The 14,449-nt window shown below is 31.6% G+C and carries 20 protein-coding genes; 7 read left to right on the top strand and 13 right to left on the bottom strand.

Going from position 1 to position 14,449, the window contains the following annotated elements:
- Positions 1–75: 75 nt before the first annotated feature.
- Positions 76–492, top strand: coding sequence for a BLUF domain-containing protein (locus ACZ2G2_RS10675; RefSeq protein WP_281847099.1), 417 nt, complete (start codon positions 76–78; stop codon positions 490–492).
- A 29-nt stretch (positions 493–521) separates the two neighbouring features.
- Here ACZ2G2_RS10675 and ACZ2G2_RS10670 read toward each other — a convergent pair whose 3' ends face one another.
- Both ACZ2G2_RS10670 and ACZ2G2_RS10665 read right to left on the bottom strand, forming a co-directional pair.
- The gene (locus tag ACZ2G2_RS10670) at positions 522–1,196 is read right to left on the bottom strand and encodes a class I SAM-dependent methyltransferase (RefSeq protein ID WP_101203203.1); all 675 of its coding nucleotides are present in this window, start codon (positions 1,194–1,196) and stop codon (positions 522–524) included.
- A 131-nt stretch (positions 1,197–1,327) separates the two neighbouring features.
- The gene (locus tag ACZ2G2_RS10665; RefSeq protein WP_090839784.1) at positions 1,328–1,807 is read right to left on the bottom strand and encodes a Dps family protein; all 480 of its coding nucleotides are present in this window, start codon (positions 1,805–1,807) and stop codon (positions 1,328–1,330) included.
- A 103-nt stretch (positions 1,808–1,910) separates the two neighbouring features.
- Here ACZ2G2_RS10665 and ACZ2G2_RS10660 point away from each other — a divergent pair, with 103 nt between their 5' ends.
- The gene (locus tag ACZ2G2_RS10660; protein ID WP_090839786.1) at positions 1,911–2,849 is read left to right on the top strand and encodes a hydrogen peroxide-inducible genes activator; all 939 of its coding nucleotides are present in this window, start codon (positions 1,911–1,913) and stop codon (positions 2,847–2,849) included.
- A gap of 53 nt (positions 2,850–2,902) precedes the next feature.
- On the opposite strand, the gene ACZ2G2_RS10655 is transcribed toward ACZ2G2_RS10660, so the two are convergent.
- The 7 genes from ACZ2G2_RS10655 to ACZ2G2_RS10625 all read right to left on the bottom strand — a co-directional run bounded on the left by ACZ2G2_RS10655 (position 2,903) and on the right by ACZ2G2_RS10625 (position 8,019).
- On the bottom strand, positions 2,903–3,889 hold the full coding sequence (locus ACZ2G2_RS10655) for a transporter family protein (RefSeq protein ID WP_470392071.1): 987 nt from the start codon (positions 3,887–3,889) through the stop codon (positions 2,903–2,905).
- Positions 3,867–4,913: a cytochrome-c peroxidase gene (locus ACZ2G2_RS10650; RefSeq protein ID WP_470392070.1), complete on the bottom strand. Its 1,047-nt coding sequence runs from the start codon at positions 4,911–4,913 to the stop codon at positions 3,867–3,869. The genes ACZ2G2_RS10655 and ACZ2G2_RS10650 overlap by 23 nt, the downstream gene beginning before the upstream one ends.
- Before the next feature lie 60 nt (positions 4,914–4,973).
- Positions 4,974–5,777, bottom strand: a complete 804-nt coding sequence (locus ACZ2G2_RS10645; protein ID WP_470392069.1) for an MbnP family protein — start codon at positions 5,775–5,777, stop codon at positions 4,974–4,976.
- A 66-nt stretch (positions 5,778–5,843) separates the two neighbouring features.
- Positions 5,844–6,170, bottom strand: coding sequence for a hypothetical protein (locus tag ACZ2G2_RS10640; RefSeq protein WP_470392068.1), 327 nt, complete (start codon positions 6,168–6,170; stop codon positions 5,844–5,846).
- A gap of 158 nt (positions 6,171–6,328) precedes the next feature.
- Positions 6,329–6,526, bottom strand: a complete 198-nt coding sequence (locus tag ACZ2G2_RS10635) for a hypothetical protein (RefSeq protein WP_090839797.1) — start codon at positions 6,524–6,526, stop codon at positions 6,329–6,331.
- 147 nt (positions 6,527–6,673) lie between these two features.
- Positions 6,674–7,504: a TIGR00266 family protein gene (locus ACZ2G2_RS10630; protein WP_470392067.1), complete on the bottom strand. Its 831-nt coding sequence runs from the start codon at positions 7,502–7,504 to the stop codon at positions 6,674–6,676.
- Positions 7,505–7,563: 59 nt separating this feature from the next.
- On the bottom strand, positions 7,564–8,019 hold the full coding sequence (locus ACZ2G2_RS10625) for a DUF4442 domain-containing protein (protein ID WP_272022725.1): 456 nt from the start codon (positions 8,017–8,019) through the stop codon (positions 7,564–7,566).
- A 144-nt stretch (positions 8,020–8,163) separates the two neighbouring features.
- Here ACZ2G2_RS10625 and ACZ2G2_RS10620 point away from each other — a divergent pair, with 144 nt between their 5' ends.
- The 4 genes from ACZ2G2_RS10620 to ACZ2G2_RS10605 all read left to right on the top strand — a co-directional run bounded on the left by ACZ2G2_RS10620 (position 8,164) and on the right by ACZ2G2_RS10605 (position 12,023).
- Entirely contained in the window at positions 8,164–8,610 is a 447-nt protein-coding gene (locus ACZ2G2_RS10620; protein ID WP_101203209.1) for a DUF4870 domain-containing protein, read from the top strand.
- A 158-nt stretch (positions 8,611–8,768) separates the two neighbouring features.
- On the top strand, positions 8,769–9,113 hold the full coding sequence (locus ACZ2G2_RS10615) for a PadR family transcriptional regulator (RefSeq protein WP_090839805.1): 345 nt from the start codon (positions 8,769–8,771) through the stop codon (positions 9,111–9,113).
- Entirely contained in the window at positions 9,106–10,992 is a 1,887-nt protein-coding gene (locus tag ACZ2G2_RS10610) for a PspC domain-containing protein (protein ID WP_470392066.1), read from the top strand. The genes ACZ2G2_RS10615 and ACZ2G2_RS10610 overlap by 8 nt, the downstream gene beginning before the upstream one ends.
- A 203-nt stretch (positions 10,993–11,195) precedes the next feature.
- A complete protein-coding gene (locus tag ACZ2G2_RS10605; protein ID WP_090839809.1) occupies positions 11,196–12,023 on the top strand; it encodes a GIN domain-containing protein in 828 nt (275 codons plus the stop codon).
- 70 nt (positions 12,024–12,093) lie between these two features.
- Here ACZ2G2_RS10605 and trxB read toward each other — a convergent pair whose 3' ends face one another.
- On the bottom strand, positions 12,094–13,077 hold the full coding sequence (trxB, locus tag ACZ2G2_RS10600; protein WP_101203211.1) for a thioredoxin-disulfide reductase: 984 nt from the start codon (positions 13,075–13,077) through the stop codon (positions 12,094–12,096).
- A gap of 184 nt (positions 13,078–13,261) precedes the next feature.
- On the opposite strand from trxB, the gene ACZ2G2_RS10595 reads away from it, so the two are divergent.
- Positions 13,262–13,417 (top strand): hypothetical protein, encoded by a 156-nt coding sequence (locus ACZ2G2_RS10595; RefSeq protein WP_232782602.1) that lies wholly within the window; start codon positions 13,262–13,264, stop codon positions 13,415–13,417.
- On the opposite strand, the gene ACZ2G2_RS10590 is transcribed toward ACZ2G2_RS10595, so the two are convergent.
- Genes ACZ2G2_RS10590 through ACZ2G2_RS10580 form a run of 3 tightly spaced genes read right to left on the bottom strand, consistent with a single transcriptional unit; the run spans position 13,410 to position 14,287 of the window.
- Positions 13,410–13,610, bottom strand: a complete 201-nt coding sequence (locus ACZ2G2_RS10590) for a hypothetical protein (protein ID WP_090839816.1) — start codon at positions 13,608–13,610, stop codon at positions 13,410–13,412. The two genes, ACZ2G2_RS10595 and ACZ2G2_RS10590, sit on opposite strands and share 8 nt — an antisense overlap.
- 1 nt (position 13,611) lies before the next feature.
- Positions 13,612–13,959: a hypothetical protein gene (locus ACZ2G2_RS10585; RefSeq protein WP_090839818.1), complete on the bottom strand. Its 348-nt coding sequence runs from the start codon at positions 13,957–13,959 to the stop codon at positions 13,612–13,614.
- A 1-nt stretch (position 13,960) separates the two neighbouring features.
- On the bottom strand, positions 13,961–14,287 hold the full coding sequence (locus ACZ2G2_RS10580; RefSeq protein ID WP_090839820.1) for a YtxH domain-containing protein: 327 nt from the start codon (positions 14,285–14,287) through the stop codon (positions 13,961–13,963).
- Positions 14,288–14,449 lie beyond the last annotated feature (162 nt).

The raw sequence follows: 14,449 nt of genomic DNA, 5'->3' as shown, positions 1-14,449 counted from the left end.
TGTACTACTAATTTGTTTGAAATTGTCAATATTTCTATTAACTTAGTGATAGCTATTGCCAAATCAACCCAACCTATGAAATATCGCCGAATTATTTACACCAGTCACGCTACAAAACATTTTAATAAACGTAATTTATTAGACCTATTGCACGACTCCAGAGCTTTTAATGAAATGGATGGTATTAGTGGCGTTTTAATACATAAAGAAGGTTTGTTTTTGCAAGTTATTGAAGGTGAATCTTTATTTCTTGATGATTTATTAGAACGATTAAAAAGAGATCCTAGACACGACGATGTTACAATTATAGATGACCAACCTACGGATACCAAGCTTTTTCCTAAATGGAGCATGGGATGTGCAGATTTTGATGATCCATCATTGAGTTTAATACCAGGAATCCGAACAGACATTAGTAACCCAAAAGTTATAGACGATTTAATTAAACGACTACCTGAAGTAGCAACGCTATTAGCAGAAAACATAGAATAATATCCTAAGGCAATTCTAATTAAAACACATTAAAGCGTGTAAATAGAAGTTACAATAACACCTTTACCATCCGTAACTTTTACTGACAGGACTTGCTCTTTAGCTTTTACTTGTAAATTAAACGGAGCAGCTAAAAGATCTACACCACTTTTCTTTTTTAATCTAATACCTTGACCTGAAATAATATCTTTATTAGGCGTAAAATCATCTTCTGGAAGATGTTCTGTTAAAACAACGTATTTAAACCCCTTTAACTTAGGGACAATATTCGATATTTCTGTATTTGACAAATGTTGCAACACCTGTCTTAATATTATACAGTCGGCAGCTGGTAATTGGTCCACTGCAGCATCCAAACACTTAAATTCTAAGTGTGGTGCTTTAAAATTAGTTTTATTAAACGCAATAAGGTCAGACACAATATCTACTGCAACATATTTGCTGGTGTAATTAACCAATGCTTTACCAATATTAAAATCGCCACAACCCATATCACAAACTTCAATTGGCGATTTAAATGATTTTAAAAAATCTATTAAAATAGTAATATATGGTTTTACTAAATCCGGATTATGCGACCCATCTCCCGAGTAAAAATCTGACGTATTACCTCCCCAAAGTTTCATAGCATATACCTGCTCCATAGCAGCCTTAGTTGGCCACGGTGTTTTTATTACTTTAGTTTTATTAGCATTTGTCTTCATTAATTACTTTTTACTTTACACTTTAGATTTAGCAAACCTACAAATTATAAGTAATACTTAAGGTTACATAAAATAAGGCATAAAAAAAGAGCAACCTAAGTTACTCTTTAAATTTATATAATTTGCGCTAATTATAGGCTTTTTCCTAACCAAGCGTTCATCATCCAAATTGTTTTTTCTTGCTCAGAGATAAAATCACTAATCATAGAATTTGTTCCTTCATCATTTGCATCTCCTGCTGCATTTAAAATGCTACGTTCTAATTTTAATAATTCTGTTAAAGACGTTACAATTAATGCTACAGCCTCATCATCTTTAGACACACTATGTCCAACAGGTACTTTTGCAGACTTAATATAATCATCAAATGTATGTAATGGTGTTTCACCTAAAGTTAAAACACGCTCTGCAATTAAATCAACTTTTAAATTTGCATCCGTGTACAATTCTTCAAACTTAACATGTAAATCAAAAAAGTTTTTACCTCTAATATTCCAATGGATACCTCTTAAATTCTGGTAATATATCTGAAAATTAGCCAATAACTGATTTAACTGCCCTGCTAATTCTTTTGTTTTTTCTGTATCTAATCCTAGAGTATTTAATGTCATAATCCTATGTTTTATTTGTTATTCAAATTTACGATTAAATAATGCCTTTTAAATATAAGTTTTATTGATAGATGTTATATTTTTATAGTCTTAAACTATAAGCATGACTATAACACAATTATCATATGTTTTGGCTGTCGCAGAAAACCAAAATTTTACTAAAGCTGCTCAAAAGTGTTTTGTAACACAACCCACTTTAAGCATGCAAATTCAAAAATTAGAAGACCAATTGGATGTTTTAATTTTTGATAGAAGTAAAAAACCTATTGAACTGACTGAAGTTGGTAAAAAGATAGTTACTCAGGCTAGAAATATTGTTAATGAGTCTTATAGAATACAAGATATTGTTGATCAAGAAAAAGGGTTTATTGGAGGTGAATTTAAATTAGGTATCATCCCAACGGTTATGCCAACCTTATTACCTATGTTTTTAAACAACTTTGTTAAAAAATACCCTAAGGTTAAACTGAAAATTGAAGAGTTAACTACAGAAGAAATTATTACACGCATAAACGATGGGCATTTAGATGCGGCTATTGCTGCAACACCTTTAGAAAATGACACGATTAAAGAGCGTGTTTTATATTTTGAACCATTTGTAGCTTACGTCCCGCAGAATCATAGATTACGAGATAAGAAAACGTTAGAAACTTCGGATTTAGAGATTGAAGATATGCTATTGCTAGAAGATGGACATTGTTTTAGAGACGGTGTAATTAACTTATGTAAAGCATTTAAGAGCCATAACGACGATAAGTTTCAATTAGAAAGCGGAAGTATTGAAACCTTAGTCAAACTATCTAACGAAGGCTTAGGGATGACTTTAATGCCATATTTACATACTTTGGATTTAAATGAAAAGGACAAAAAGAATCTACATTATTTCTCAGAACCTTCTCCTGCAAGAGAAGTTAGTTTAATATACCATAAAAGCGAGCTTAAAATGCAAATTATAGAAGCTATGCAAGATGTAATCTCTGGTGTAATCAGAGGTGCTATTGCGTTTCAGAATGTGCAAATTATTAGCCCTATTTCAAAATAAAATCAAGTTATAAAATAAAAAAAAGCGACCTAATGGTCGCTTTTTTTTATGCCTTAAAGTGCAAAATTAACATAAACAGACAAACGTTGTTTGGACTTTACATTATTACCAAATAATTTTTGACTAACCGGTAACGTGTAACTAGCTCCAAAAATAAATTTATCAATAGCTAATTCTGATCCCAAACTAGCATTTAAGATGTTTCCATCGGTATCGCTTAAGGTTTCACCGTATTGTGTAATACTATCATAAACATCTCCTGATAATCCAACAAAAGGCATAATGTTCATTTTTTCTTTAGGTATAGCCGTAAAAAAATTAACTGCATAACTAAACTGATTCCCAAATTGATATTCGTTTTTATTCTCTCCTTTTAAATAATAACTTAGTAAAGTATTGACTCCAAATTTGTCACTCCCGTAGTTATATCCTAAAGAAAACACACCATCTACACTTCCAGTTCCTACCTGAAAACCCGGATTAATATTATCTGCCAAGCGTTGCTCAAATTGTCCAGTTGGCAATTTAATACCTAGTCCAAATTGCAGACTATGACCTGTTGGTTCTTTCGTGTTATTAAAATCAACCACATCATCAGATTTCTTTTTATAAAAAACATATTTATACCAACCAATAACGCTAGCATCTCCTAGCCCATTTAAATTTTCAGTAACGCCATTAAAATCTCGTGTTAGATCTTGATATGGTAAACTTCCTGTAACATAAAACGAGTCGTTTATTGGAATCTGAGCCCAAAGTTGATACGTATTAAATGTTTCTTTACTTATTGGCGAATTCTCGAAAATTCCGTTTCTAGATTCAAAATTTTGATAGATATAACGTACACCTACAAAATTAGCATTGCTTAAGGTTCCGAAACCAAAACTACCACTACTTGTCGAGCAACCACACAAGTCACATAAGACCTTAAAGGGTTCATGTTTTGTACATGGGTTTGCATGATTATGAGCTTCCGCTTTAGCGAAACCAACCATTAATACTGCGATAATTATATATTTAATATTCTGCAAAACGTTCATCTTCTAGAAATTGAGTATCGGTTAATGTTTTTAAGAAAGCTATTATACTTTCCTTTTCGTAATCTGTTAAGGTAATACCGTAACTGCCGTCAGGTCTTAGTAATAATGGATCCACATTACCATTATCTACTGCGTTAGCATCGTAAAAATCTAGCACGACTTCTAAAGTTGAAAACCGCCCATCATGCATATACGGATAGGTCACTTCTATGTTACGTAAACTTGGGACTTTAAACTTGTATAAATCATTAGGATCTTCTAAAATATTATAACGCCCTTTATCGTCCAATTGCGGATTTACAGGTAATCCATTATTTCTAAAAGATTGATCTGTAAAAAGGTCGGATGCATGACATCCTGCGCATTTATTCTGAAAGGTATTTAAACCGTCAAGCTCTATAGTTGTTAAGGTAACATTGTCTTCGTTTCTAACAAACTTATCGTATTTAGAATTGGAAGACACCATCATTAACATAAACTGAGACAAGGCTTTTAGCATATTTTCGCTACTAACCTCTCCATCATCAAATGCTTTATCAAATTGCTCTTGGTAATAACTTTCTGCTTGTAGTTTAGATATTACATTACTTAAGGTTTCTCCCATTTCTAGTTCGCTAGTTAATGGTATAATAGGTTGTAAATCTAAATGAGACGCTGATCCATCCCACATAAAAGAGGTTTGATACGCTAAGTTTTGAATGGGTTGCGCGTTTCTAAATCCAATACCACCATTAACACCATGGCTTAATGTATGTCCGTGATGTGTAAACGCAAATGCTTGCTCATGACAAAAGGCACAGGCAATAGCACCATTAGAGGATAATTTACCCTCGTAAAACAACTTTTTTCCTAGCTCAAAACCGGCTTCTGTAATTGGATTATTATCCAAATTATAAGCAATGTCTGGAAAATTAGAAGGTAATTCCATTTGTAAAGGTATGGGCACATAATCTTCTTGTTCTGTACTTTTAGAACAAGAAAAAAATGAGACCAAGCCTAAAATAATAAGGCTTAATTTTTTCATAATTATGAGATTTAATACACCATTAAAAACCATTAGATTAGTAATGGTGTATTAGTTAAATTAATCGTTGTGTACGTGGTGTACTTCAAACATTGTAGCTATGTTAGTTGCGATTATTGGTGTCTCATTAGCATCTGTATGTACTTGATCATAACCATCTGTAAAATTTACAGAAGTTGCACCATCAAATACTTTTGCTATATCTGCCTTAATATGTACTTCTGGAGCTTTATCCGCTCTTACAAACACCGTATTAGGAAAATCTAATGTTACTTCTTTGTAATTATCTAAAGCTGTACCAACGCTTCCCATATGTATGTTTAACGGTTGGTCCGTCATTGTAGAAGACGAGTATGTCCCATCTAATCGGATAAATTTATATCCAGAAGCCCAACTCCACATCATACCTTCTGCATCTGCTAAATCTAAAAAGTCTCCTTGACCTTCTGCTCCTAAAGCAAATCTGTCTTGATCAATACCAATACCAAAAGTTATCGATACGTAATCTGCTGCATCTACATTATCTAAACTAACATAGATTTCGCCTGCATTGTTACCATTTAATTCGTCGATAATAAATACATTCTCTTCTGTTGGATATTCAAAAACAGTCCCGTTTATGTCTGTAAATCTTACATTACTAATAATGTATTTTAAATTTTCTAGTGTAAAAGATTCTGAACCAGACTTGCTGTATGATGTCCCAAAGATAAAATCTTGATCACCTACACCGTTATCATATTTTAAAGTTAATGTACCTGATTGTCCTGTTAAATCGTCTTCTTGAATGCCGTCATCGTCTGAGGAACATGCTGTAATTACTGCGCACGCCAATAGTGCAAATGTATATTTGAATAATTTCATTTGTATAATTTTTAATTTTAAGTCGTAAGTTATTAAGCCTATTATGGCTTAAGCCGAAAATAAAAATTATGCAATGGGAGGTTTAAAATGAAAATACTCAAAGTCAAAAGAATAACTTTGATTGTAAGCTATAGGGATTTCTTTTTTTAATTGAAACAAGGCATCATTTACTATAGTATATTGATAATTACTATAAAATACCGGAAAAAATGACTCTGCTAAACTACTTATTGCAGTATTATTAGAATCGTCAGTAGTCGGAACCTGTAGTTGTTTTGCCAAGTGACATTTACCATTACAAGCTAATTGTGGCTTTTCCTTATTAACACAATAGGTATTTATGATATAATCTATATTTAACTGAAAATAGGCCACATAACCAACGTAATACATAGGTCGTATAGCAAAAGATAAAAACAATACTATTGTAAACAGCTTTTTCAGAAAAAAATATTTTTTGCAAATTTATATTAATTAGATGAAAACGGCTCTAAAAACTTGCGTAAACATATAAAAAAAAGCGACTAAAAAGTCGCTCTTCAATTATTTTATTAAGGGTTTAAATATATTAAACACTGATCTAGTTTAGGATTTTGTCTTACTAAAGACTCGATATAAAGCTTAAGCTCCTCTACCTCATATGGTAGTAATCGTTCTATAGCTTTTTGCACTTCTTTGCAAAATAAAGTTGTGTCAAAACTAACTTTTTGTAGTACAGTTTTAGTGTACTCAAACATTGCTCTTGCCATAATTAATTCTTAATTTAGTTAAATTTAAAGTAGTGTTGTAGTATAGGCTAAAGCGTTTATAAGTTTCGATTAAAGGTAGCAAAAAATGTTGTTCAAAACCGTAACCATCTAAACTTTAACAGTTAAAATAAAGTTAAAACGTTCAAATTAGAAGCGATTATCGCCATCCAACAAATCACCTAAACCACCTAAGATACTGCCTTCGCCTTTACTTTTACCACCTCTTGGTACGCTTTGTAAAACACGGCCTGCTAATCTACTAAATGGCAAAGATTGTATGTAAACAACACCTGGACCTTCTAGTTTGGCAAAAAACAAACCTTCGCCACCAAAGACCGTATTTTTAATACCGCCAACAAACTCGATGTCATAATTTATATCCTGTGTAAACCCAACAATACAGCCTGTATCAACTCTAAGTGTTTCGCCACGCTGCAGTACTTTTTTAGCCAAAGTACCACCTGCATGTACAAACGTTAAACCATCACCTTCTAGTTTTTGCATGATAAAGCCTTCACCTCCAAATAATCCTCTCCCTAGTTTTTTACTAAATTCAATCCCTACACTTACGCCTTTAGCTGCGCATAAAAACGCATCTTTTTGACAGACAAATTTTCCTTTATATTCTAATAAATCTATGGCTACAATTTTTCCTGGATACGGAGAAGCAAAACTAACTTTACGTTTACCGGTAAGGGTGTTATAAAAAGCGGTCATAAATAAACTTTCTCCAGTTAACAAGCGTTTACCTGCACCAAAGACTTTTCCTAAAAAACCAGTATCGTTTTGAGAACCATCACCAAAGATTGTTTCCATTTTAATGCCTTCGTCCATCATCATAAAACTTCCGGCTTCAGCAATAACACCTTCATCTGGATCTAACTCAATTTCTACATATTGCATTTCTTCACCAAAAATTTCATAATCGATGTCGTGTGCATTTAAATTGTTGCCTGATAGTTGCTCTTTTTGATACATATTGTTAAGGGTTTAATTTCTTATATGTTGCGTATTTATAAAATTTGTTACAAATAAAACTAGCTTTTTACTTTTACTGACCACTCAAAATTAAAAGTAGAAACCACTACTCCATCTTCATTAGTACCAACAGACTGCATCCAAAGTGTTTGACCTTTACCTGTTTTTATAGCTTCGGCTAAAGCCTCATCAACTTTTTTACCATCATTACAAACAAATGTAATTCTACCCGTCGCCTTTTTTGTAAACGTAGCATTGTTTGTAGTGACTAGCATAGATATTTTTTTACCAGAGTCTTTAATTTTCATAATCATCATGGCACCTGTAGAGAACTCTGCAGCCATACCCTGAACTGCCCAAAACATAGATTTAAAAGGATTTTGGTTAATCCATCTGTGTTTTACAGTCGTTATACATTGTTCTTCATTTAACACTTTTGTACGCACGCCACATAAGTAAGCAGATGGTAACTTAAGCATTGTAAAAGTATTGAGTTTACTAGGTGATATCTTCATTTATAAATCTATTTTCAGCTAAATTATCGAAAATAATCGAGAATACACTATGTTAAAATTATGTTAATACTTAGTACTTTGTATTGCATAATACCTTCCTAAAGATATATATTTGCATAAGAAACTATTATATACTTTTAAATTATGGTTACCAATCATCAAAAAAACTTAGCAACAATTATTCATTTATCGACGTTTTCTAGATTTATATTTCCATTTGGAAACATTATCGCTCCGATAGTATTATGGGTTGTTAATAAGGATAAATCTGACTTTATTGATACACACGGTAAACAAGCTATTAATTTTCAATTTAGCATATTACTGTACGCACTACTAATTGGTATTGTCTGCGTTCCTTTTTTTGCTTTTAGTGTCTTTAGTCATTTAGATATATTGGATTTTAATGCTTTTGATAGTATTAATATCAATATTACTAAGCCTTCACCCTTATTTTACATTGGAGGTAGTTTAGGAGCATTGGCGGTTATAGGATTTATAATAGAATTAATTCTAATAGTAAAAGCAAGTTTAAAAGCTAAAGACGGAGAAGATTATCACTATCCATTTACGATAGAATTTATAAAATAACGAGTATCATCAATCAATCAAATCATCAAAAAACGAACAGTTAATTATGAAATCACTTACAGAATTATGACACACACATCGCAAACCAAATTATCAACAATTACTGATGTCTGTGATGCAAATTGCATAAGACTTGTAAAAAACATTAGAAAAGACTTATGAAAATAGAAAACACAAAAGCACAAATGCGTAAAGGTGTTCTGGAATACTGCATCTTATCTGTCTTAAAAGATCAAGACGCTTATGTTGCAGAAATATTAGGGACACTAAAAGATGCTAAGTTACTAGTAGTAGAAGGTACAATATATCCTTTATTAACACGACTTAAAAACGCAGGATTACTCAACTACCGTTGGGAAGAATCTACATCGGGACCACCACGTAAATATTACGGTTTAACAGAAACAGGCCACCTATTTTTAAAGGAATTAACCACGACCTGGAACGAATTACAAAATGCAGTAAATATAGTAACATCAATTAAATCAACTAACAATGAATAAAACAGTCAACATAAATTTAGCAGGTATATTTTTTCATATAGATGAAGATGCATACTTAAAATTACAACGCTATCTTGAGGCTATAAAACGTTCATTTACTGACTCTCAAGGTCGTTCTGAAATTATAGCAGATATAGAAATTAGAATTGCCGAATTGTTTTCTGAACGCATGAGAACAGACCGTCAAGTTATTAGTAACAAAGAGGTTGATGATGTTATTACTATCATGGGACAACCGGAAGACTATCTTGTAGATGATGCCATTTTTGAAGACGAACCAACTCAAAAAAGCTACACAAGCTCTAGCTCAAAATCTAAAAATAATGGCTCTAAAAAATTATTTAGAGATACTGAAAACAGTTATGTTGGTGGTGTGTGTTCTGGATTAGCACACTATTTTAACATTGAAGTTGTTTGGGTTAGATTAATTTGGGTACTACTTATTTTTGGAGCTGGTACAGGTATTTTCTTATATATCATACTATGGATTTTTATTCCAGAAGCAACCTCTACTGCGGATAAGTTAACCATGACAGGAGAAGATGTCACCATTACAAACATCGAAAAAAAAATTAGAGACGGGTTTGATAGTGTTTCGGAAAATGTAAAAAATATAGATTTTCAAAAACATGCAGACAAATTTAAAGAAGGGTTTGACCAAGCTTCAGATAATATATCAGAGACCGTAAAAAAAATAGATACTAACAAGATTAAATCTAATAGTAAATCGTTTTTTGGAAGTTTAGGAGGCGTAGTTTCATCTTTATTTAAAGTGTTTTCTAAGTTTATAGGTATTGTACTAGTTATATCTTGTGTTGCAGGTATTATAGCTTTAACTGTAGGATTAATTATAGGTACCTTTTTTGATACTGATCTTAGCTTTTTTACCTCAGAATTTGTTAGAACCTATGACAGAACGGATGGTTTATTTTGGTTGTTACCTGTCTTAATTTTTATTGTTAGTGTTATTCCTATTATTTTATTTATCTATTTAGGATTAAAAATATTAGTAAAAAACTTAAAGCCAATGGGTAGCGCTGCTAAATACAGCTTAATTGGATTATGGGTATTAGCAGTAATAGGTATTGCAATTGTAGGTACAAAGCAAGGCTTAAGCTATAAGGAGCAAGCGTCAGATATTAAAACACAGCAGTTAACTAACATTAAAACTAATGACACGCTTGTAGTAAGCATGGATTATAATGACACGTTTGCAGAACGTTTTATTAGAGATTATGGTTTACAGCATACCAACGACGACAATGGTAATGACGTTGTGTTTTCTCAAGGGATTAGGTTAATTGTTAAATCTACAAAGGATAGTGTTGCTAAACTTAGAGTAGAAAAATCTGCCAGAGGTAGCAATATCAACAAAGCAAAAAACAGAGCTAAAAACATAAGTTATAATTACACTTTAGTGGACAACAACTTAATTTTAGACAATTACTTTACGGTTACTAATAACGAAATATCAAGAGATCAAGAAGTTGAGCTAACTTTATACTTGCCAGAAGGAACTGTTTTATATGCAGAAGAAAGCACATATAACTATCACCGAAACAATAGACATTATTACAATGATATTTTAGACAACGGAATGGAAGAGCATTTTTTATTAGTAAAACGTGCTAAATTAGAATGTTTGGACTGCGACACTGAAGAAACGGATGAAACCGAAATAAACAGTAATAATCAGTCAAACACTAATAACCAAAACCAATCTACACTAGTCGTTAATAATGATGGTATTGTTGCTAAAACCGAAAATTTAGATATTATAGTTAATGATGAAGGCGCAAAAGCAAGTACTAAAAACGTTAAAGTAACTATTAATGAAGAAGATGGAATAAATATTACAAACCATAAAAACAATAAATAATATTACAAATTAGTCAATCAATAATCAATCAAAAAAACAAACCGTTATGATCACCTTAATCGAGTATCTAGTAACAACAATCGTTTCTATTTTTATTTAAAAAAGAAACAAAAATCAATCAAAAAAAACCAGCCATTTCAAGCTTTCAAAAAAGTTTGGGATGGTTTTTGCTTATATTTGCATGTAACAAAACATAATAGATAATGACTAAACAAATACTTCTTATATTTTTAATTTTCTCTACGACTTTTGCTGTTGCTCAAAAAAAGCAAAAAGTAAAAGGTAGTCGTGTATTAACGACAGAAACGACCAGTATTAACGATTTTGAGCGCTTGGTTTTAAGCGAAAAATTTGAGGTTAGACTAGTCAAAGGAGATTCTGCAAGAATAGATATATTAACGGATGACAACCTACACGAACATATCAAAGTTATCTCTCAAGAAAATACGCTAAGCCTTAAAACAACAGGTAGACTTCAAGAAAAAAAATTAGAAATTATTATTTACTATAACGATGCTTTAAATACAATCGAGCTTAAAGAAGATGCAGAACTTAGCTCTACAAGTAGTTTAAAATTTGATGATCTAACACTAACAACATCGGATAACGCCAAAGCATATTTAACTATTGAAAGTGATTTATTTAAATTAATAAACAACGATAAAGCTAAAGCTGAACTTAATATTACAGCAAAAGCTGCAACATTAGAGCTAAATGGTAACAGTAAAGTTGAAGCGTTAATCAATGCTCCAAAAATAATAGTAGATATGCTAGAAAGTGCTGATGCAAAAATTGAAGGAGAAACTAGTAACTTAATATTGAATGCTGATAACTCTTCAGATTTTCATGGAGAAAAATTAACCTCTAAAACAGGAAAAATAACTACAGAAAACAGAGCACAAGCTAGTATTCAAACAACGGAAGCGCTTAACATTGATGCTTCTGGATCTTCAATTATCGAAATTTATGGTAGTCCAACCATAACAATTGATAATTTTGATGACAACGCGATATTGAAAAAGAAATACTAAGTTTAAATATTAAAACATAAAAAAAACCGAAGCAAATGCTTCGGTTTTTTTTATGCTATATATTATTTTTCTAATTGTAATTAGAAGTACTTACTTCAAAAGTAGAATCTTTAGCAGCTAAATAACGTTCTGCATCTAATGCAGCCATACATCCTGTACCAGCAGCAGTAATTGCTTGTCTGTATACGTGATCTGCAGCATCTCCACTTACAAAAACACCAGCGATGTTAGTTTTAGAAGTTCCTGGTTTAGCATTTATAATGTAACCTGTTTCGTCTAAATCTAAGAAGCCTTTAAAAATATCTGTATTTGGTTTATGTCCAATGGCAACAAAAAATCCAGTTGCAGGTATTAAATGTGACGCTTTAGTTTGGTTGTTAAGTACCTTAACACCTGTAACTACTTGTCCATCTCCAATAACCTCTTCTGTTTCCGTATTGAATAAAATCTCAATGTTTTCTGTGTTTTTAACACGTTCTGACATAATTTTAGAAGCTCTAAACTCATCACGTCTTACTAACATTGTAACCTTAGTACATAATTTAGATAAGTAATGTGCTTCTTCACAAGCACTATCTCCTGCTCCAACAATAACAACTTCTTGCTTTCTGTAGAAAAAACCATCACAAACCGCACAAGCAGAAACTCCACCTCCTAGTTTTAAGTATTTTTGCTCAGACTCTAAACCTAAATATTTAGCACTTGCTCCAGTAGATATAATTACTGTATCACAATGGATTTCCTTTTCTCCATTAACCCATACTTTATGTACGTCGCCTGAAAAATCAACTTTAGTAATCCAACCGTTTCTAACATCTGTTTCAAAACGCTCAGCTTGCTTTTGTAATTCCATCATCATAGCTGGACCTGTAATACCATCAGGATATCCAGGAAAATTTTCAACTTCATTTGTCGTTGTTAACTGTCCACCTGGTTGTGTTCCTTGGTATAAAACCGGTTTCATATTAGCTCTAGCTGCATAAATTGCGGCAGTATAACCTGCGGGACCAGAACCTATTATTAAGCATTTTACTTTTTCTATTGTCTCTGACATATTAATTTCATTTTATCTACTACAAAAGTAGAATTTTTATAAGGAAACTTACAACAGTCTTATTAAAAGTTATTATTTAATGATAACCTTTGACTATTGCCTTCCAAAGTACTTGTAGTAATAAGGGTTTGAAGATTATTCTCTAACTTTTTTGTAAACTAAAGTTATAAATAATCCAATAAAAATGAAGAAAAATAGCTTTGCTAAGAAAGCCAAATTACCAACTATATCTCCAAATCCTAAGACTGCAGATATAAACGATAATATAATAAGTGTAATTATCCAGCGTAACATTGTAGTGGGTATAATTTTGTATGATAATAAACGGTATGCTACTTAATTAGTTTTTTAACTAACATAAGCATACCATATTTTGAAAATAACTTTATCCCAGACTGCAACCAGTTTGCTGGTTGTATGGATTCCTTAAAATCGCCTTTCACGGATTTTAATTCTTCTAAAGCAATTTGTCGTTCTAAATTAAGACGCTTCAGACTAAGTTCAATATCTTCTTCTGTTTTGTAATTATTCATATTAATTAAAAAAAGTTTTAGCCATAGACTGTATTACTTTATTGTTGATATGCTTTCTAAAAGCATACAATAGTCCCGAAATCAACAAAAATACAAACCCGACAATTACACATCCTAAAGGTTGACTATCCAACTCATTACCAATAGCAATAGCACTAGCAACAGCCAAAAACATCAAACCTATTAGCGCTAAGCTTCCAATAATAAAAGCCTTAAAAACTAAACTAACAGAAGATGTTAATTGTTGAAAAACCTTTAACCTATAGTATTCATGAGACTTTTTTAAATACGTCTCACCTTTATCTACAGCCTCATTAGAAGATTCATTTATAGATTCAAAAACAGTCATACTATTTTTGAAGTTTTTTGTTCTTAGCCTTTAAGTCTTTTAATTTGTTCTCTAAGGTAGTAATAACGTCATCCGCTTTATAACTTGCATCAGACACTATAGTTTCTAATTGCACATCTAACGTGTGTTTTTTGTTTGTTAACGTGTCCGTTACTTGATCTTTTAAATGCAATGCTTCATTTGCAATTTTATCTTTAGTAGCAACCGCCTCTTCTTTTAATTTTTGTCTAGTCTTACTTCCTTTATCTGGTGCAAATAAAATTCCTAATGCTGCTCCTACTGCGCCACCTAATAATAATCCTAATGCTGTATTTGTGTTCTTACTCATTGTATAATTTTTTTTTGGTTAATAAATCAACTGATTGTTCTAGTATCAGCTTACACAAAGATAAAATTTATAGATTTAATTATTCTTAATAAAAATCTAAATAAAGTGATAAATCTATGTTAAATACCATCCTAAAACATTAAATATTATTGATAATTAATA

It is taken from the genome of Olleya sp. KKT75, assembly GCF_055635485.1.
This window is presented reverse-complemented; position numbering and strand designations above follow the sequence as displayed.